Annotated in this window: 16 protein-coding genes; 11 read left to right on the top strand and 5 right to left on the bottom strand. The window is 73.1% G+C overall.

Annotation, left to right across the window (positions count from 1 at the left end; translation table 11 throughout):
- Window positions 1-5: 5 nt before the first annotated feature.
- On the top strand, window positions 6-1,523 hold the full coding sequence (locus AC1MBW_RS07260; protein WP_480025974.1) for a glycosyltransferase family 39 protein: 1,518 nt from the start codon (window positions 6-8) through the stop codon (window positions 1,521-1,523).
- 3 nt (window positions 1,524-1,526) lie between these two features.
- Here AC1MBW_RS07260 and ddaH read toward each other — a convergent pair whose 3' ends face one another.
- Entirely contained in the window at window positions 1,527-2,405 is an 879-nt protein-coding gene (gene ddaH / locus AC1MBW_RS07255; protein WP_342212040.1) for a dimethylargininase, read from the bottom strand.
- Window positions 2,406-2,507: 102 nt separating this feature from the next.
- Between ddaH and AC1MBW_RS07250 the strand changes: the two genes are divergently transcribed.
- Window positions 2,508-2,945 (top strand): Lrp/AsnC family transcriptional regulator, encoded by a 438-nt coding sequence (locus AC1MBW_RS07250; RefSeq protein WP_043593232.1) that lies wholly within the window; start codon window positions 2,508-2,510, stop codon window positions 2,943-2,945.
- A 16-nt stretch (window positions 2,946-2,961) separates the two neighbouring features.
- Here the strand turns inward: AC1MBW_RS07250 and AC1MBW_RS07245 are convergent, their stop codons facing one another.
- Complete coding sequence (locus tag AC1MBW_RS07245; RefSeq protein WP_480025973.1) at window positions 2,962-6,582, bottom strand: proline dehydrogenase family protein; 3,621 nt, start codon at window positions 6,580-6,582, stop codon at window positions 2,962-2,964.
- Window positions 6,583-6,623: 41 nt separating this feature from the next.
- Between AC1MBW_RS07245 and AC1MBW_RS07240 the strand changes: the two genes are divergently transcribed.
- Window positions 6,624-7,094, top strand: coding sequence for a MarR family winged helix-turn-helix transcriptional regulator (locus AC1MBW_RS07240; RefSeq protein WP_480025972.1), 471 nt, complete (start codon window positions 6,624-6,626; stop codon window positions 7,092-7,094).
- A 57-nt stretch (window positions 7,095-7,151) separates the two neighbouring features.
- On the opposite strand, the gene AC1MBW_RS07235 is transcribed toward AC1MBW_RS07240, so the two are convergent.
- Both AC1MBW_RS07235 and AC1MBW_RS07230 read right to left on the bottom strand, forming a co-directional pair.
- Window positions 7,152-8,150 (bottom strand): DNA-3-methyladenine glycosylase family protein, encoded by a 999-nt coding sequence (locus AC1MBW_RS07235; RefSeq protein WP_480025971.1) that lies wholly within the window; start codon window positions 8,148-8,150, stop codon window positions 7,152-7,154.
- Between the two features lie 9 nt (window positions 8,151-8,159).
- Window positions 8,160-9,590: a GntR family transcriptional regulator gene (locus tag AC1MBW_RS07230; RefSeq protein WP_480025970.1), complete on the bottom strand. Its 1,431-nt coding sequence runs from the start codon at window positions 9,588-9,590 to the stop codon at window positions 8,160-8,162.
- Between the two features lie 97 nt (window positions 9,591-9,687).
- Here AC1MBW_RS07230 and trhO point away from each other — a divergent pair, with 97 nt between their 5' ends.
- Window positions 9,688-10,608 (top strand): oxygen-dependent tRNA uridine(34) hydroxylase TrhO, encoded by a 921-nt coding sequence (gene trhO, locus AC1MBW_RS07225; protein ID WP_480025969.1) that lies wholly within the window; start codon window positions 9,688-9,690, stop codon window positions 10,606-10,608.
- Between the two features lie 10 nt (window positions 10,609-10,618).
- On the top strand, window positions 10,619-11,104 hold the full coding sequence (locus AC1MBW_RS07220; RefSeq protein ID WP_480025968.1) for a pyridoxamine 5'-phosphate oxidase family protein: 486 nt from the start codon (window positions 10,619-10,621) through the stop codon (window positions 11,102-11,104).
- Between the two features lie 99 nt (window positions 11,105-11,203).
- Here the strand turns inward: AC1MBW_RS07220 and AC1MBW_RS07215 are convergent, their stop codons facing one another.
- The gene (locus tag AC1MBW_RS07215; protein WP_480025967.1) at window positions 11,204-11,869 is read right to left on the bottom strand and encodes a hypothetical protein; all 666 of its coding nucleotides are present in this window, start codon (window positions 11,867-11,869) and stop codon (window positions 11,204-11,206) included.
- A 142-nt stretch (window positions 11,870-12,011) separates the two neighbouring features.
- Between AC1MBW_RS07215 and AC1MBW_RS07210 the strand changes: the two genes are divergently transcribed.
- The 6 genes from AC1MBW_RS07210 (at window position 12,012) to AC1MBW_RS07185 (ending at window position 17,779) form a co-directional block, all read left to right on the top strand.
- Complete coding sequence (locus AC1MBW_RS07210) at window positions 12,012-13,037, top strand: 6-phosphofructokinase (RefSeq protein ID WP_056260133.1); 1,026 nt, start codon at window positions 12,012-12,014, stop codon at window positions 13,035-13,037.
- Between the two features lie 147 nt (window positions 13,038-13,184).
- Window positions 13,185-13,694, top strand: coding sequence for an NfeD family protein (locus AC1MBW_RS07205; RefSeq protein WP_054145012.1), 510 nt, complete (start codon window positions 13,185-13,187; stop codon window positions 13,692-13,694).
- An 11-nt stretch (window positions 13,695-13,705) separates the two neighbouring features.
- Entirely contained in the window at window positions 13,706-15,103 is a 1,398-nt protein-coding gene (locus AC1MBW_RS07200) for an SPFH domain-containing protein (RefSeq protein WP_055975635.1), read from the top strand.
- A gap of 44 nt (window positions 15,104-15,147) precedes the next feature.
- On the top strand, window positions 15,148-16,128 hold the full coding sequence (locus AC1MBW_RS07195) for an MDR family oxidoreductase (protein WP_480025966.1): 981 nt from the start codon (window positions 15,148-15,150) through the stop codon (window positions 16,126-16,128).
- 150 nt (window positions 16,129-16,278) lie between these two features.
- The gene (locus tag AC1MBW_RS07190; protein WP_054145009.1) at window positions 16,279-16,968 is read left to right on the top strand and encodes a GntR family transcriptional regulator; all 690 of its coding nucleotides are present in this window, start codon (window positions 16,279-16,281) and stop codon (window positions 16,966-16,968) included.
- Window positions 16,969-17,002: 34 nt separating this feature from the next.
- Window positions 17,003-17,779, top strand: a complete 777-nt coding sequence (locus AC1MBW_RS07185; RefSeq protein WP_480025965.1) for an ABC transporter ATP-binding protein — start codon at window positions 17,003-17,005, stop codon at window positions 17,777-17,779.
- The last annotated feature ends 249 nt before the right edge of the window (window positions 17,780-18,028 follow it).

Genomic DNA, 18,028 nt, shown 5'->3' with positions numbered 1-18,028 from the left:
GCCGCGTGAGCATCGGCCACGACCCGGCGGTCGTCTCCCTCCGCAGCCGTTGGCTCGACCCGCTCGTCGCCGGCCTCGCGGCGCTGCTGCTCGGGGCCGCCTTCAGCTGGGTGCCCTCGTACTGGAGCGACGAGGCGACGACGCTGCAGGTGGCACGCCTACCCCTCGGTGAGTTGCTGGCCTTCGTCCACCAGCGCGATGCGGTGCACACGGTCTACTACCTCGTCATGCACTTCTGGGTCGGCGCCTTCGGTGAGGCCGAGGTGGCCACGAGGTTCCCGTCGGCCGTGTTCGTCGGTGCCGGGGCCGCCGGGGTGCTCGTCCTGACGCGCATGCTGACCACCCGGCGCACGGCCCTGCTGGCCGCCGCCCTCTTCGCGGTGCTGCCACGCTTCACGCTCGAGGCCGCCGAGGCCCGTCCCTACGCGCTCTCGGCCGCCCTGGCCGTCTGGGTGACCGTGCTGCTGCTCGTGGCCTCCCGGCGTCACCGCCGACGCTGGTGGATCGGGTACGGCGCGGTCCTCGCCGGGTCGATCGCGACCTTCGTCCCCCTCGGCCTGATCATCGTGGTGCACGGTGTCTTCCTGCTGCTGGCGCCGGCACAGCGCCGCCGCCGGGGAGCCCGCCACCGCCTCCTCGGCTGGTCCGTCTCGACGGGAGCCGCTCTGTTCGCGACCGCGCCGGTCATCGGGACGGTCCTCGCCGAGCGCTCGCGCCTCCTGGGGGTGGCCGACCCGTCCACCGGGGCCGACGTCACCTGGTGGACGGTCCTGGTCGAACCGTGGTTCGTCACGGGCCTGGCCTTCGCCGTCGTCTCGGCGGCCCTGCTCATCCTCCTCGGCACCCGCCTCCGCGACCGCTCGCGGACGCCGGGCAGCGTCGTGTTGCTCGGTGCGCTCTGGGTCGCGCTGCCCGCCGGGCTGCTGCTCGCGCTGGGGCTCGTCCTGTCGCCCGTGTACACGTCGAGACTGGTGACCTTCTCGGCACCGGGCATGTGCCTCCTGCTGGCGGTCGCCGTCACCGGCTTCCGGCGGCGCTGGATCAGCATCGCCCTCGTCGCCCTGCTGGTGGCGGCCTCGGTCCCGACCTACGTGCTGCAGCGGCTGCCGACCGGCAAGGGGGGCGGCAGCGACCTCTCCCAGCTCTCGAGCTACATCGAGAGCCAGGCCCGCCCGGGCGACGCGTTCCTGCTCGACGCGACCGGCACCGTGTCGACGCGACCCCGCCAGGCGATCTACGCCTACCCGGAGCGCTTCGCCGAGCTCGACGACGTCGCCTTCGTGCGGTCGGGGTTGCCGTCGGGCTCGTACTCGGACGTCACCCTGCGCCTCGACGACGAGGACGACGCCGTCGAGCTGGCCGCCCGGCTGTCGTCGGTCGACCGCCTGTGGATCGCACGGCTCTCGGTCGACGTCCTCAGCGAGGCCGACCTGCGCCAGCTGCGCGACGAGGGGTACGAGATCCGACAGGAGCACCGCACCGGACGCAGCGTCGTCTACCTCTTCGCGCGACCGCCGGCCTGACGCTCAGCGCCGCAGCTCGAGGGTGCAGCACTTGACGCCGCCGCCGCCGAGCAGCAGCTCCGACAGGTCGACGCCGATCGGGTTGTAGCCCCGCTCGCGCAGCTGCCGCTCGAAGCCGGTCGCCCGGGCGGCGATGACGACGTTGTAACCGTCCGAGTACGAGTTGAGGCCGAGAATGGCCGCGTCCTCCTCGCTGACGAGGATCGCATCGGGGAATCGCTGCCGCAGGATCGCGAGCGAGGCGTCGTCGAAGGCGCTCTCGAGGTAAGCGATGGTGTGACGACCGTCCACCGGCTCGGGGTCGAGCACGGCGATGGCGGTGTCCAGGTGGTAGAAGCTCGGGTTCACCAGGGTGAGGCTGACCACCTCGCGCCCGAAGACGCGACCGATCTCGTCGTGCGAGCTCGAGTCGCTGCGGAAGCCCGTGCCGGCGAGGATGACGTCGCCGACCAGCAGGAAGTCGCCCTCGCCCTCGTTGGTCTCGGCGGGTTCGGCCACCTCGAAGCCGGCCGAGGCGAACCAGCGCATGTAGGCCGGGCCCTCGGCCTGGCGCTCGGGGTAGGTGAAGCGCGCACCGTACGCGACGCCGTCGAGGACGAAGCCGCCGTTGGCCGCGTAGACCATGTCCGGCAGGCCCTCTTCGGGGTCGATAAGCTCGACGTCGAATCCGAGGCCGACGTAGGTGTCGTAGAGGGTCTGCCACTGGGCCAGCGCCAACGAGGTGTCGGTCGGCTGGGTGGGGTCCATCCACGGGTTGATCTTGTAGCTGACGGTGAAGTGCTCCGGTCGGCACATCAAGATGGTGCGGTGGCTCGCCACGCGGGCGGCGTCCCGTCGGGCGGTCGCGTCGGGCAGGTCGGAGGGTTCGATCGTCAGGCTCACCGGATCAGTGTCACATCGCGGGCGCGCACGAGGCCGGGCTCTCACGCAATATTCTTGCGTATTTGTCAGCTTCGATGCAGTTTTTCCGCGTACGATGCCTGTGTGGACAATCTCGACTACGGCATCATCGACCTCCTGCGCCAGAACGCCCGCGCCGGGTACGGCGACATCGGCGCCTCGGTCGGCCTCAGTGCCTCGGCGGTCAAACGCCGCGTCGACCGCCTCGTCGCCGACGGGGTGATCAAGGGGTTCACCGTGCAGGTCGACCCAGCCGTCGACGGGCTCGGCACCGAGGCCTACGTCGAGCTGTTCTGCCGCGGCACCGTCTCGCCCCAAGAACTGCAGCGCATCCTCGGCACGGTGCCCGAGGTCGTCGACGCCGGCACGGTGACCGGCAGCGCCGACGCCATCGTCCACATGCGCAGCCGCGACATCCCGTCGCTCGAAGAAGCCCTCGAACGCGTGCGCAACGCCCCGAACGTCGACCACACGCGCAGCGCGATCGTCCTGTCGAAACTGATCAGCCGCCGCTCGGCCTGACGGCGGCCCGTCGGCGTCAGAGGCGCAGGTCGGCCAGCGCGGGGTCGAGGCGCCCGTACCGGTGCGCCGTGAGCGAGACGGACTGCTCGCGCACGAACGTCAGCAGTTCGATCCGCCCCTCTTCGGTCACCTCGCCCGAGAAGATCGTCACGTCGGGGCTGCCCTGCAGAGCACGGGCCAGTGCGGCGGGGTCTCCGCCGATCATCCGGATGCGCAGGCCGCGGTAGGCGGCCACCGCCTCGGGTGACGGGGCCGGCCTCGAGTCGTCGACCCGCCCCCCGTCGGTGGAAGCCCGCTCGCCCCCGGCGGCCTCGGCCAGCAGGTCGAGCACGTCCGGACCGGCGGCCTCGGCCGTGCCGCCCTGCAACGCCCCCGCGGCGGCCCGCGCGACGAACGCTTCGTCGCTCTCGACGACGACGTCGCGCACGCGCACCGGGGACGAGGAGGCGCGCCACAGGTGCACGAGACCCGCCGGCAACGGCACGGCCGAGCTGACGGCCAGGGTCGACCCCGCCCGCGCGCCGGCGGCGACGAGCCGGACGAGCGCCGACGGATCGGCCCCGGAGGAGAGCCGCACCGTGACCGGGTGCGGTCGGTAGCGCAGCACGTTGCGCTCGACCACGAGGCCGGTGACGTCACGGGCCAACCCGAACTCGGACTGCCAGGCGCGCTGATCGCTCTCGACGGCCGTGCGGAGCGAGTCGAACTGCTCGAACGACAAGGTGGGTCGGGCCGCGTCGACCAGGCGGGTGACCCCCTCGGAGACGTCGTGCAGGCGCAGCGAGGGGCGCGGGTCGTGGGGACGGTGACGCCAGGCCCCCTGGCCGATCAGGGCGTTCGGGCCACCGGGCTTGAGGCCCCGACCGATCGCCCGTCGGCCCCACCCGCCGGTGGGTCTGCGGCGCACCCGCGCACCCGTCGTCGGACCACCGACGACGAGATCGCCCGCCCGCACGGTGTGCAGCCACTCGTCGATCTCGTCGACGTCGAGGGAGTGCAGACCCGCCACGTCGCCGCCGTTCTCGGCGTTCTGCACAGCGACCGCCTCGGCGAGGGTATCGACGGCGACGAGGCCGACGACGGGGACCCCGTGCGTGCTCGAGGCGAAGGCACCCCGGGGGTCGACACCGTCGCGCACGCCCGGCGAGCAGAGGGCCCCGGCCGCGTCGAGGGGACGCGGCTCGAGCAGCCACGACTCGCCGGGACCGAGCACGGTCAGGACGTCGAGCTCGGACCCGGTCGGGGTGGAGGGGAGCGGCCCCATCACGGTGGCGGCGTCGTCGGCCGGACCGACGACGACCGCCTCGAAGGCCTCGCGCAGCAGGCGGCGGAACGTCTCGCCGTGACCGACGGAACCGACGGCGAGCACGAGGTCGAGCGCACCGTGGCCGCGACCGGCGTGGTCGACGACGCTCGCGACGACGTCGGCGGCGGCGAGCTCGAGGTCGGCCGAGGGGGTGACGACGAGCGAGGTGACCCCCCGGGTCGGCACGGCGAGGTCGAGGTCGGGGCGCACGTCGCGGAGACCGACGGCCGTCTCGATCGGCGCGTGGGCGACGACCCGGTCGACCACGGGGTGCGTCAGCAGGGCCCGTTCGTGGTCGGGGTCGTCGGCGACGACCAGGGCCAGGAGCGAATCGGGGACGCCGACCGCCCAGAGCGCTTCGGCGACGACGGCGACCGCCCGCCGCCGGCCGGGGGGCAGGCGGACGACGACCGCGCTGCCGGCACCGAACGCCGCGAGCACCCCCTCGACCGTGCTGGCGACGGGTGTGACGAGGTCGGGCACGACGACCGTCAGCCGCGGGGGCCGGTGCTCGGCCGTCTCGACGGTCGCGAGGTCGCGGGTCAGGATCGCCAGTCGGTGGGCCGAGTCGACGGCCGCACCGACCTCGTGGTCGGCCTCGGACAGGGTCGAGCCGGACTCGCTGACGGACACCTCGACGAGGCGCGAGCGCCGCAGGGCGAGCTCGCGGCCCGCGAGGTCGAGCAGTTCGGCACGGGTCTCGGGATCTTGGCCACCCCAGGCCGCCCCGGCCGCGGAGGCGCGGGTCACCACCGCCTCGAGGGCTGCGTCGTCGAGGGCTCCGTCCCCGGAGGACGCGGCCCCGAGGGAGGGGGCAGCGTCGGCGGTCTCGATGCCGGCGACCGATCGACGGGCACGCCCGAGCACGCCCCGGGCCCACCGACGGTTGCCGTCGAGCGAGGGATCGGTGTCGGCCTCGGCCACGAAGTCGACGACGTGGTCGGGACCTTCGTCGAGCGGCCCGGACCGGTCTCGTCGCCGCCGGGGTGCGGAGGGGAGCTCGGGCACGGTCGCGACGGCCCGGTCGTGCCGACGAGCCTCGCGGGCGAACGCTGCCTCGTGGTCGGCGTCGAGCGTGCTCGAGAGGAATCCCTCGGGGTCGGCGAGCGCGTCCAGCCGGCCGACCAGGTGTCGCACCGCGGAGTCGAACTCGCCGGAGACGATCACCGGCGCCTGGAGGACGAGCGAACCGAGCTCGGAGCGGACGACCTCGGCGAGCCCGGGCGCGGACCCCAGCCACATCTCGACGTCGAGCAGGTGGTCGGTGCCGTGTCGACGGGCGACCGTGACGGCATGGGCCAGGTCGAAGACGTCGTGCCCGGCGAGTCCCACCCGGGCGACCGCGGCGTTCTCGGGCCTCAGGGCGAACTCGACCAGCCGGAGGTGGCTGGCGTCGGTCTCGTGCTTGGCCTCGAAGGTGACGACGGGCCAGTCGTGCAGGCGGGCGTCGACGATCTCGTCGCGGCGTGACCCGCCCTTCACCAGCCGGACCGAGATCGGGGCGCCGCCCCGGTCGACACGGTCCCGGGCCCAGTCGGTGAGCAGCCGCAGCGAGTCGAGCGCCTCGGGGACGTACGACTGGACGACGATGCCCGCCGTGACGGACTCGAGCCCGGGTCGGTCGAGCAGTCGCGTGAAGACGTCGATCGTCAGGTCGACGTCGGCGTGCCGGTCGACGCCGAGGGTGAGGAGGGTGCCCGTCGAGGCCGCGAGCTCGAGCAGGGGCCCGAGCCTCGACTCGGCCAGGTCGCTCGTCTCGTCGAAGGACCAGGGCGAGGTCGGACCGACGAGCTCACGGACGGTCGTCGTGACGCGCTCGACGTCGGGCCGCTCGACCAGGGCCCGGACCGCGGCGACGCGCCGCTCGGCCTGGGTCGGCCCCGACACCACGGGCCCCCAGGCGGTGAGGTCGAGCCGGACGCCGTCGCGCCGCAGACCCGCGAGGGCCTGCGTGAGCTTCTCGGGTGGCGCGTCGACGAGCAGGTGCCCGACCATGTGACGCAGCGTCCTCCGCGCGACCGGCATGATCGGCTTGGGCGCGAGCGGGCCGAAGCCCCCGCCGAACGAGATCGCCGCCCGCAGGTGCCAGGGCAGGAGGGCCGGCGTGCGTCGGCTGAGCGAGTCGAGTGCGGACGCGGCCGCCCGGTCGTCTTCGGGTCGGACGACGCGGTCGGCGAACTCCCGGGCGAAGTCGAGCCCCCGGGGGTCGCGCAGCACCTCGGTCAGACGGGCGGCCGGGCCCTGCACCGGGACGGCACGCGCGGCGTCCCACCAGCGGCGGGCTGTCTCGACGGTCTGCTGCGTGACTTCGTCGGCGTGCACATCGGACATGGGTCGAGGATATGCCGCACCACCGTCCCTACACTGGGCGAATGGCCGACGAACTCACCGACGAGGAGTGGGTCGTCTGGGACTCGTTCTACGCCATGAGACGGCGGCTCGACCGTGCCCTCGAACTCCGCCTGCAGAGCGATTCGGGCGTCTCCGCCCCCGAGTACGAGATCCTCGTCGGCCTGGGCCGGAGCAGCGACCGACGCTCGCGCGTGCGCGACATCGCCGAGCAGATCGGCTGGGAGAAGAGCCGGGTCAGCCACCAGGTCACCCGCATGGAGCGCCGCGGGCTGGTGCGTCGCACCGAGTGCGCGTCCGACGCGCGCGGCACCTGGGTCGAGCTGACCCCCGACGGCCGTCGAGCCATGCTCGCCGCGACCCGGGGCCACACGGCCGCGATCAAGAAGTACTTCGCGGACGTGCTCGGGGCGGACGCCGAGGTCGTCCAGGCGTTCTCGGGTCGCGTGCTCGACGCGATCGGCACGGACGCGTCACCCGACCCGCAGGGCTGACCCGCGCCTCCTCGGCGTCCCGTCGCGGAGGCGCGGCGACCTCGGCCGGCGACCGCGTCAGTGGGAGCGGTGGTCCTGGATGGTCATGCGCGGGCCGAACCTCGGCTTCGAGAACCCGCTGCCCGTGATCAACCGCATGACGCGCTCACGGTGGCCTCGCCACGGCTCGAGCAGCTCGAGCATGCCGTCGTCGTCGACGGGACGACCGATGAGCGCCCACCCGACCACGGCGGGCAGGTGGTAGTCGCCCACGCTGGGGCTGTCGGGGTCGCCGTGGGCACGCTGGGTCGTCTCGGCGGCGGTCCAGACGCCCACGCCGGGGATCGACCGGAGGCGCGTCGCGACCTCGTCGCCGCCGCGTCCGACCGACAGCGTGCGCTCGAGGGCGGGCGCCACGGCACAGACCCTCATGACGGTCGCCGACCGCTGGGGACCCACACCGGCCCGGTGCCACTCCCAGCTCGGGATGCGACGCCAGCCCTGGGCGTCCGGCGGGACGACGAGCCCCTCGGGCGCCGGACCGGGGGCCGGCGTGCCGTGGCGACGCACGAGCTGCCGCCACGCGCGCCAGGCCTCGACGCTCGTGACCTTCTGCTCGAGGATCGCCGGGACGAGGGCCTGCACCACGAGGCCGGTGCGGGTCAGGCGGAGCCCCGGCTGCCGCCGACGGGCGTCGGCGAGGAACGCGTTCGTCGTGACGTCGAGCCCCGACCAGTCGTCACCCCGGCCGAGCAGCTCGGGTACGTGCTCGACCGCCCAGGCGGCACCCGGACCCCACGCGTCGGCGCGGACGGACGAGGAGGCGCGGCTCGCCGACACGCACAGCGTCGCCTCACCGGTCGGCGTGCGCAGTGCGAGCCACGTGCGGTCGCCGACGACACGGAAGGCCGGGTCGCCCGCGCCGCGGCTGAGAGGTCGGAGCGTCGCCCGGACGTCGACCGGCCGGGCCGACGAGTACACCGTGCCGAGTCGGACGGCCGGTGACCCGGAGGCTGCGGGCACACCGCCGTCGGGGCCGGCGTCGGAGTCGGTCACGGCGATCTCGACCTGGTCCATGACGCGATGCTAGACGCTGCCCCCGACAGTGCCGAGCGCACGGTCGCCCGGCGGGCGCAGCGAGCGCACGAACGCGGCGACGGCCGGGCCGACCCCGCCGTCGGCGCCCGGGGCGGCGTCCGCGACGGCACGGGAGAACGACCGCCACGAACCCGGCGTCAGCTCGAACCGGCACGACACGGCACCGTGGGCGAGGCGCGGCTCGAGGACGTCGAGCTCGTGCGAGAGAGCGCGGGACCGGCCGGCCGAGACCGCCCGCCTGATGACCGGGGCCAGGCACGACAGGGTCGACAGCGTCACCGCGCGACCCTCTGCTCGCCCGACGACGGCGTCGAGTCGCCGCACGGCCGCGAGGGCGTCGGCGCCGCCGCCCCCGGCAGCCGACGCGAGATCGGCCGACCACGACACCAGCCCCGCGTACAGCTCGCGGGCCGCCACGACCTCCGCCAGCCCGGGCTGGGCGATGCGGGTGTACCTGTTCGGGGCGAGCTCGACGAGACCCGTCTCGTCGAGCCGTTCGAGGGCGTGGCGGATCGGCGTCCTCGATACACCGAGCCAGGAGATGAGCTCGGCGTCGACGAGTCTCTCGTCGGGAGCCAGGGTGCCGTCGAGGACGGCCCTGAGGACGAGGTCGTGGACGTCGTCGCTGAGGCGGCGGCGCACCGGCAGGTCGTGCAGGCGCTGGCCACCGTCGGCTGGGGGTGCCACCCGGGGACGGGACCCACCGACCGGCCTCGATGGATGTCGGCCGCCGGGGACCACGTCGGCTCGGTCGACGGGCCCGCACAGCGACGCGACCGACCGCACGAGGCCAGGGGTGAAGTCGGAGGGGCCGCCCTCCTCGAGGAGGCGTGCCGCGTCGGAGGCGAGCTCCGCCACCCGGACGAGGTCGGACGCCGGGAGCTCTCGCAGATGATGGCGGAGCGGCAGACCGAGGCGACGCGCGTGACGGGCGGCGAGTCCGCTCGCCCGCAGCCCGGCCACCACGGACCACAGGTCGTCCCACGAGTCGGCGACGACGCAGGCGGCGGTGACCGCGGGGCTCGTCGGACCCGTGACGCAGGCGTCCGCCACGGCCCGCAGACCCTCGGCGATCTCGACGCGTTCGTGGTCTCGCGGGCCTCCGGCGAGTGAGTCGTGGGCGGCGGCGAGCAGGCCGCACCCGCTCGCGAGGAGGTCGAGGGCGGTCTCGCGCCGGGGGACCACGACGGAGGTCGACCGGCCACCGATCGACTCGACCAGCTGGACGTGCTCGAGCTTCGCGATGGCGACGCGGATCGGCGTGCGCGAGACCCCCAGCCAGTCCTCGCAGTCGGCGTCGCGGAGTCGTTCACCGGGCCGGAGGGTGCCGTCGAGGACGGCCTCGACGAGATGGTCGTAGACGGCGTCCTTGTGCAGGCGACGGGGGATGACCGGACGGGCGGGGGTGGGGACGGGCATCGGCGCCTCTCTGCTGGTGTCAGACATTCCAGTCGAAATGATAAGGCATTCATGCCCTGTGCGTCGAGCAGTGGGGGCCGAAAACTAGACTGCCGGGATGGCCACCCCGAAAATCGTGCTGTTCTACGCGTTCACCCCGCTGGCCGACCCCGAGGCCGTCCGTCTCTGGCAGCGCGACCTCGCGGAATCCCTCGACCTCCGCGGACGCGTGCTCGTCTCGCGCCACGGCGTCAACGGCACGCTGGGCGGCGACCTGCCCGACGTGAAACGGTGGCTCAAGAAGACCCGCCAGCACCCCGCCTTCGCGCAGCTCGACGTGAAGTGGAGCGAGGGCACCGGCGACGACTTCCCCCGCCTGTCGGTCAAGGTGCGCGACGAGCTCGTGACGTTCGGCGCCCCCGACGAGCTCGAGGTCGACGGGTCCGGCGTGGTGGGGACGGGCGAGCGCCTCTCCCCCGACGAGCTGCACGACCTCGTCGACCGCGAGCAGGTCACCTTCTTCGACGGGCGCAACGAGTACGAGTCGCGCATCGGCCGGTTCCGCGGCGCCGTGGTGCCCGACGTGGCCACCACCCGTGACTTCGTGGCCGAACTCGACAGCGGTCGCTACGACCACCTCAAGGACGAGCCCGTCGTCACCTACTGCACGGGTGGCGTGCGCTGCGAGGTGCTGTCGTCCCTCATGACGGCCCGTGGCTTCTCGCGGGTCTACCAACTCGACGGCGGTGTCGTGCGGTACGGCGAGCGTTTCGGCGACGACGGTCTGTGGGACGGTTCGCTCTACGTCTTCGACGGTCGCGGCTCGGTCGAGTTCAGCGACCACGCGGCCGTGATCGGCCGCTGCGCGGTCTGCGGCGCCGCGACCAGTCGGATGCAGAACTGCGTCGACGTGCAGTGCCGGGAGCAACTGGTCGCCTGCGAGGGGTGCGGTGCGCGAGGCGACGTGACCTGCGACCGGCACCGCGCCTCCTCGGCGGTGACCGCCGGTGCTGTGACCGCCGGCGGACCTCCGGCGTAGGGTCCCCGGCATGACTGAGACCAACGACACCAAGAAGATCGGCGAGGTCCTCGACGCGGGCCGCATCGGCATCCTCACCACGCAGAGCAGCCACGGCCACCTCGTGAGTCGGCCCCTCGCGATCGTCGACCGCGATTTCGACGGCAAGGTGTACTTCTTCACGCGTGACCCCTCCCCGAAGGTCGACGACGTCAAGGCGCACCCGCAGGTGAACGTCGCCGTCGAGACCGGCAAGGGCTACCTGTCGCTCGCGGGCAAGGCGTCGATCGTGAAGGACTCCGCGCTCGTCGACGAACTGTGGACGACCGGCGCCGAGGCCTGGTTCGACCAGGGCCGCGACGACCCGAGCGTCGCCCTGCTCGAGGTCGACGTCGACACGGCCGAGTACTGGATCAGCAACGAGCCGAAGGCCGTCACCCTGTTCAAGTACGCCAAGGCGGCCGTCACCGGCGGGCACCCGAAGAACGTCGCCGACACCGGCACCGTCTCGCTCTAGCCGAGGAGGCGCGGCGCGGGTCGTGCGGGACGGCCCGCGCCCCCGACCGCCCGCGTCCGGTGTCGGGCGGTGGCCGATGACGTGCGGTGGACGGCCGGATCAGCCGCAGGTGACGGTCTGGCCGTCGCCGTTCACGTAGTCGCCCGGGCCGAGCTGGGCGCAGGCCGTCGCGAGTTGCGAGTAGTAGTCGAGCCACGCGATGGCGTACGCGAGGCTCAAGAGGATGACGATCGAGGCGATCACCATGCCGGTCAGGGCGAGGGTGGCCGGTCGGCCGGCGGCCCGGGCGCGTCGCGCGGCCACGATGCCGAAGATGAGGCCGAGGGGCGCGAAGAAGACGCCGAAGACGATCGACGCGATCGCGAGACCGCGGCCCCCGTCGTCGGTGCGGGGCGGCGCCGACGACCAGTCGTCGTCGGCGGGGAAGAAGTACGAGCCGAGGCCGGCGTTCTCGGACGCGGCGGCGGGTGCCGCCCCGGGCGCCGGCCCCCAGACCTGACGACCGTCGGAGTCCCACGTGGGCGCTGCGGTCTGCTGCACGGCGGGCTGCTCCCCGACCGGCTGGGGGAAGAACGGCTGCTGACCGACGTGCTGCTGCGGGGCACCGGGGTGGTCGAGCGGCCAGGCGTGGTCGGCCGCGGCCGTCTCGGGGTGCACCGGCCGAGGGGGACCGAACGGGAACTCGCCCCGGTCGGGCTCGGTCGGCGTCGGCCGGGCGAAGCGTGCCCACGGCGACGGCGGACGCCCCGGCTGCTCGTTGCTCATGGAGGCGAGGGTAGTACGGCCGCCTGCGCGACCGGGCAGGGCGGCGACCGGCCCCGTGGACAGGTGTCGCGCCTCCTCGTGGTCCATGATGGTCTCGACCTCGGCCCGTCGATCGGGCCCTTCGATGCGATGGAGCCCCTCGATGCGAATCGGAATCCTCACCAGCGGTGGCGACTGCCCCGGTCTCAACGCGGTCATCCGCGGCGCCGTGCTCAAGGGCACGCAGATCCACGGACAAGAGTTCGTCGGTTTCCGCGACGGCTGGCGCGGCGTCGTCGACGGCGACGTGATGCCCCTCACCCGCAAAGAGATCCAGGGCATCGCCAAGCAGGGTGGCACGATCCTCGGGACGAGTCGCACGAACCCGTTCGAGGGCGACGGCGGCGTCGACCGCATCGCCGAGAACATGGAGCGCTTCGGCATCGACGCCATGGTCGCGATCGGCGGAGAGGGCACGCTGGCCGCGGCCAAACGGCTGACGGACGCCGGGCTCAAGATCGTCGGCGTGCCCAAGACCGTCGACAACGACCTGGGGGCGACCGACTACACCTTCGGCTTCGACACCGCGGTCCAGATCGCCACCGACGCCATGGACCGCCTGCGCACCACGGGCGACTCGCACAGCCGTTGCATGGTCGCCGAGGTCATGGGGCGGCACGTGGGGTGGATCGCCCTGCACTCGGGCATGGCCGCGGGCGCCCACGCGATCCTCATCCCCGAGCAGGCGACGAGCATGGACCAGATCGTCGAGTGGGTGCAGTCGGCCTACGACCGGGGGCGCGCACCGCTGGTGGTCGTCGCCGAGGGCTTCGTGCCCGACCACGAGAGCGACGTGCACTCCGAGCGCGGCCTGGACGCCTTCGGCCGGCCGCGCCTCGGCGGCATCGGCGAGCGCCTCGCCCCCGTCATCGAGGAGCGCACGGGCATCGAGACCCGCGCCACCACGCTGGGGCACATCCAACGCGGCGGCACGCCCACGTCCTACGACCGCGTGCTCGCCACGCGACTCGGCATGGCGGCGAGCGACGCGGTGGTCGAGGGACGCTGGGGTCGCATGGTGGCCCTGCGAGGCACCGAGATCGTCCACGTCTCGTTCGAGGAGGCCCTCGACAGCCTCAAGGTCGTCCCGCAGAACCGCTACGACGAGGCCGCGATCCTCTTCGGTTGACGGGAGCCGGATCGGGGGCGGGCACGGCGTGGACGGGGTCCCCGCGAAGCCGTCGTCGGCTCGTCCCCAGGGTCGGCCACCCCGGCGTCGTCCCGGGTCCGTCGCTCAGGCGATGTGCGCGCGGCCGGACTCTGACAGGCTCGACACATGATCACGTTCATCGTGGTGGGGGCGATCGGACTCCTGCTCCTGCTCGTCAGCATCGTCGTGGGCGACCTGCTCGACGTCTTCGACGTCGGCGACGGGCTCGTCTCGGGCGTCGCCCTGGGCGCGGCCCTGGCCATCTTCGGGCTCGCCGGGGTCGTCACGTCGCAGACCGACCTCGCGGCGGGGTGGACGTACGCCGTCGCCGTCGGCATGGCTCTCGTCGCCCTCGTGCTGATCCAGCTCGTCGTCCGCCGTGTGACGCGTCGCGAGAGCGGTGGCCACTGGTCGCCCGTCGGGTTCGTCGGCGTCACGACCGAGGCCACCGGCCCGGCCGGCGGCGAGGTGCGGCTCGACGACGTCCGCGAGCTCGAACGGCGGCTCGCGACCAGCGACACGCGCATCGAGCGCGGCGTCCGCGTCCGTGTCGTGGCCGAGAACGGCCCGCGCGTGCAGGTCGAGGCGCTCGACGCCGACGGGGCCTCCGCGTCACGTGATCCCCAGACCAACTGAAAGGAAGCCCCGTGGACTTCATCTCCTCCAACGTCAGCGTCGTCGCCATCGTCGTCGCCGTCGTCATCGTGCTCGCCCTGCTGTCGTTCGTCGCCAGCCGCGTCCGCCGCGTCCCGCCGAACGAGGCGTTGATCGTGGTCGGCCGTGGCGCCGAACGCTCCGAGGGCGGCGGCATCTCCAGCCCGCAGAAGGTCATCATCGGCGGCCGCACCTTCGTCTGGCCGATCTTCCAAGAGGGCTTCAAACTGTCGCTCGAGCAGTACCAGACCCCGGTCGAGGTGCAGGCGATCGACGCCAACTACATCCGCACCGCGGTCAAGGCGACCGTCAACTTCAAGGTGACCGGCACCGAAGACGGGGTGCGTCGCGCCGCCCAGCGCTACCTGCTGCAGCAGCAGCAGCTGCCCGTCATCGTGCAGCAGTCGCTCGAGGGGTCGATCCGCGGTCTCATCGGCGGCCAGCCGGTCGACGACCTCGTCAAGAACTTCTCGCGGCTCGCGGCCGACGCCGTGAACGAGACCAAGGGCGAGCTCGCCGAGCTCGGCCTCCAGATCGAGACGATGAACATCCGCGAGATCGAGACGCCCGGCAGCACGTACCTGGCCGACCGCGGGCGTGCCGAGGCCGCCGTCGCCAAGCAGAACGCCGACGTCGCCGAAGCCGAGGCCGAGCGCATCGCCGCCCTGGCCCGCATCGGCAACACCCAGCAGACGGCCGAGCGCCAGCTGCAGCTCGACGTGCGCCAGGCCCAGATCAAGGCAGAGACCGACCGGGCACAGGCCGAGGCCGCCGCCGCCGGTGAGCTCGCCCGGGCCATGCAAGACAAGCTGGTCGCCGAACAAGAGAGCATCGCCGTCGCCGAGCAGGCCAAGGTCAACCAGGAGCGACTCAACATCGAGGTCCGTCAGCCCGCCGAGGCCGCGGCCTACGCGTCCGTGCAGAACGCCGAGGCCGAGCGCGACGCGGCCAACGCCGCCGTCGAGGCCGAGGCGTTCCGCCGCACCCAGCTCGCCGACGCCGCCCGCAACGCGGCCGAGAACGAGGCCGCGGCCGTCGAGGCGGCCGGTCGGGCCGAGGCCGCGGCGATCAAGGCCAAGGGTCTCGCCGAGGCCGAGGCGGTCGACGCCCTGGCCGAGGCGCAGGGCAAGTTCGGCCAGGCGGCGCTCGCGTCACAGGTCATCTCGCGCCTCCCCGAGATCGCCCGCGAGATGGCGGCCCCGATGGGCAACATCGACGCCCTGACGGTGGTGTCGACCGACGGCGCCAACGAGCTGACCAAGTCCGTCGCCAACAACATGACGCAGCTGCAGGACGTCGTGAAGGCCACGACCGGGCTCGACCTCGTCAGCGCGCTGGGGGGCTTCCTCGGGGGCAAGGCCGGTGCGTCCGGCCCCGTCGATCGCGCCTGACCGCCCCTGGCCTCGCCTGATCGCGCCCGCGTAGCCTCGGTCGCATGCGTGCGATCGTGGTCGAGAAGGGCAGGGCCGCCGAGCTGAGAGAGCTCGACGAACCGATCGCCGGACCAGGTGACGTCGTCGTCGACGTCACCTGGTCCGGCGTCAACTACAAGGACGGGCTCGCCCTGCGCGGCGACCCCGGGGTGGCCCGGGTCGATCCACTCGTGCCCGGCATCGACCTGGTCGGCATCGTGGCGTCCTCGGGCTCGTCACGCTTCACACCGGGCGACGAGGTGCTCGTCAACGGTGCCGGGCACGGCGAGACCAGGCCCGGCGGCTTCGCCGAGCGCGTCGTCGTCGACCCGGGCAGCGCCGTGCTGCTCCCCCGCGGCATCGACGGTCGGCGGGCCGCCGCCATCGGCACGGCGGGTTTCACGGCGATGCTCAGCGTCCTCCGGCTCGAACGCGACGTCGGACCCGACGACGGCGACGTCGTGGTGACCGGGGCGGCCGGAGGCGTCGGGTCGGTGGCGATCGCGGTGCTGAGCCGCCTCGGGTACTCGGTCAGCGCCTCCTCGGGTCGCGTCGCCGAGCAGGGCGACTACCTCCGCTCGCTCGGGGCCTCCACCCTGATCGACCGCGACGAGCTGTCCGGCGCGGGCAAGCCGATGCAGCGGGCCCGCTGGGCCGGCGGCGTGGACTCGGTCGGCAGCCACACCCTCGCCACCGTCCTGGCGCAGACCCGCTGGGGCGGCACCGTGACGGCCTGCGGGCTCGCCCAGGGGGCCGACCTGCCGACGACGGTGCTGCCCTTCATCCTGCGGGGCGTGACCCTGGCCGGCGTGAACTCGGTGGAGGCGCCGCTCGAGCTGCGGCAGCGCGCCTGGGACCGGCTGGCGCGAGACCTCGACCTCGACGTGCTCGACTCGATGACCGACGAGGTCGCCCTGGCCGACGTCGTGGACGCCGGCGAGGCGATCCTGGCGGGTCGGACCCGGGGCCGGACGGTCGTGCGCGTGGGCGGACCGCGAATCTAGAACTCCGGATCACCCATACGTACTCAGCCCACGGGTTTATGCTCGACATGTCGGCGACCGGTTCAGGGCCGGGTCGACGAACCCGACCGACCGCGGTGTCCCGCACCGTCGACCGTCGCCACCCATCCGCACACACGACGGAGGCCCCCGATGCCGATCCCTCAGAACGACGACCAGACTCCCGCTCCCCGCCGCCTGCTGCGCGACGTCGTCTACGACAAGATGTTCGCCGCGATCATCGACGGCACCCTCGAGTTCGGCGAACGCCTGAACGACGACCAGCTGGTCGCCTGGCTCGGCGTCTCCCGCACGCCCGTCCGCGAGGCCATCGCCAAGCTCGCCGACCAGGCCCTGGTCGACATCGAGGCCAACCGCTACACGCGCATCGTCGACCCCTCGTACGACGAGTTCGTCGACACCGTCGACGTCGGTTACGCCGTGTGGTCACTGTTCGTCGAGCGCGCCGTGCCCAAGCTCGACAAGGCCCAGCGTGCCGAGGTCGTCGGCCTGCTCGACACCCGGGCCAAGGCCTTCAAGGCGAAGAAGGAAGAAGACATCGCGGGCCTCGTGCGGGCCAACGAGATCCTGCTGGCCGCGGCCGACAGCGAGTCGTTGACGCGCCTGTGGTCGAACACCGGCCCGCGCCTCCTGCTGCTGCTGCGTCGCCCGTCGGCCAACGGCATCTTCGACTACCCGCAGGCTCACGCTTTCACCGTGGCGTTCCGTGACGCCGTGAAGGCGGACGACGCCGAGGCGGCGGCCACCGCCGTGCGCGAGCAGCCCGCGCGCCTGCAGGGCCTCTTCGACCAGGTGCGCGAGGCGGGCATCTACCGCGCGTGACCTCAGCTCCCCCGCGGCCGCCCCGGTGCCGCCCGTGCTCGACGTCGTCGACGCGCGGGTGACCCGGGGCGGTCGTGATCTGCTGCACGACGTGTCGTTGCGAGTCGACGCCGGTCAGCACTGGGCGCTGATCGGCCCCAACGGAGCCGGCAAGACCACGCTGCTGACGTTGTGCGGTGCGCTCGGCCACCCGACCGCGGGCACGGTCGACGTCCTCGGCCGCCGCCTCGGACGCGTCGAGCTGAGCGAGCTGCGCCGCCACATCGGCCACGTCGACCCCCGCCACCGCATGGTGGGCGACAACACCGTGCTCGAGGTCGTGCTGACCGGCTTCACCGGCAGCAGCGACCCGGTGCCCCGCTGGTCCCCCACCGACGAGCAGGAGGCGCGGGTCGTCGACCTCGTCGCCAGCGTCGGCCTCTCGTCCCGCATGCCTGCACGGTGGAGCGTGCTGTCCCAGGGCGAACGTGGTCGGGCACTGATCGCTCGCGCCCTGGTCTCGCAGCCGGCCCTGCTGTTGCTCGACGAACCGGCCACGGGACTCGACGTCGCGGCGCGGGAACACCTGCTCGACACCGTCGACGAGCTGCGCACGGCCCACCCCGGGATGGCCTCGGTCACCGTGACGCACCACCTCGAGGACCTGCCGAGCAGCACGTCGCACGCCCTGCTGCTGCGCGACGGCGAGGTCTTCGCCACCGGCCCGGCCGACGAGGTGCTGACGTCCGACCTCGTGTCGGGCGCCTTCGACCACCCGCTCGTCATCGAGCGGGCCGACGGTCGCTGGTCGGCCCGGGCCCGCCGCCGCTGAGCCGCCCGGTGCATCACGGCGCCACGCGCAGCCGCTGCCGGAGCGCCCGCCGCCGGCCCACCCGGCCAGCCGGCCACCCCGCCACGATGTAAACAACCCGCCAAGAAATGATGTGGCGGGTTGTTTACATCGTGGCGGGATGCGGCGGAGCAGGCCTGGCCCCGAGTGACGGGCAGGGCGAGTCCGGCACGCAGAGCAGGCCGAGCCCCCGGCGAGCCGGAACGGAGGCGCGGCGCGCGCTCGCGCGGA

The organism is Frigoribacterium sp. AP1 (assembly GCF_056680555.1).
The sequence above is the reverse complement of the archived record's forward strand: the minus strand, read 5'-3'. Positions and strand labels throughout refer to the sequence as shown.

Excerpts from the sequence above, each read along its gene's own strand:
- trhO (WP_480025969.1), top strand. The coding sequence starts at position 9,688 with ATGGCCACCCCGAAAATCGTGCTGTTCTACGCGTTCACCCCGCTGGCC.
- AC1MBW_RS07205 (WP_054145012.1), top strand. The coding sequence starts at position 13,185 with ATGATCACGTTCATCGTGGTGGGGGCGATCGGACTCCTGCTCCTGCTC.
- AC1MBW_RS07190 (WP_054145009.1), top strand. The coding sequence starts at position 16,279 with ATGCCGATCCCTCAGAACGACGACCAGACTCCCGCTCCCCGCCGCCTG.
- AC1MBW_RS07235 (WP_480025971.1), bottom strand. The coding sequence starts at position 8,150 with ATGGACCAGGTCGAGATCGCCGTGACCGACTCCGACGCCGGCCCCGAC.
- AC1MBW_RS07210 (WP_056260133.1), top strand. The coding sequence starts at position 12,012 with ATGCGAATCGGAATCCTCACCAGCGGTGGCGACTGCCCCGGTCTCAAC.
- AC1MBW_RS07245 (WP_480025973.1), bottom strand. The coding sequence starts at position 6,582 with ATGTCCGATGTGCACGCCGACGAAGTCACGCAGCAGACCGTCGAGACA.
- AC1MBW_RS07215 (WP_480025967.1), bottom strand. The coding sequence starts at position 11,869 with ATGAGCAACGAGCAGCCGGGGCGTCCGCCGTCGCCGTGGGCACGCTTC.
- AC1MBW_RS07220 (WP_480025968.1), top strand. The coding sequence starts at position 10,619 with ATGACTGAGACCAACGACACCAAGAAGATCGGCGAGGTCCTCGACGCG.
- AC1MBW_RS07195 (WP_480025966.1), top strand. The coding sequence starts at position 15,148 with ATGCGTGCGATCGTGGTCGAGAAGGGCAGGGCCGCCGAGCTGAGAGAG.
- AC1MBW_RS07240 (WP_480025972.1), top strand. The coding sequence starts at position 6,624 with ATGGCCGACGAACTCACCGACGAGGAGTGGGTCGTCTGGGACTCGTTC.
- AC1MBW_RS07230 (WP_480025970.1), bottom strand. The coding sequence starts at position 9,590 with ATGCCCGTCCCCACCCCCGCCCGTCCGGTCATCCCCCGTCGCCTGCAC.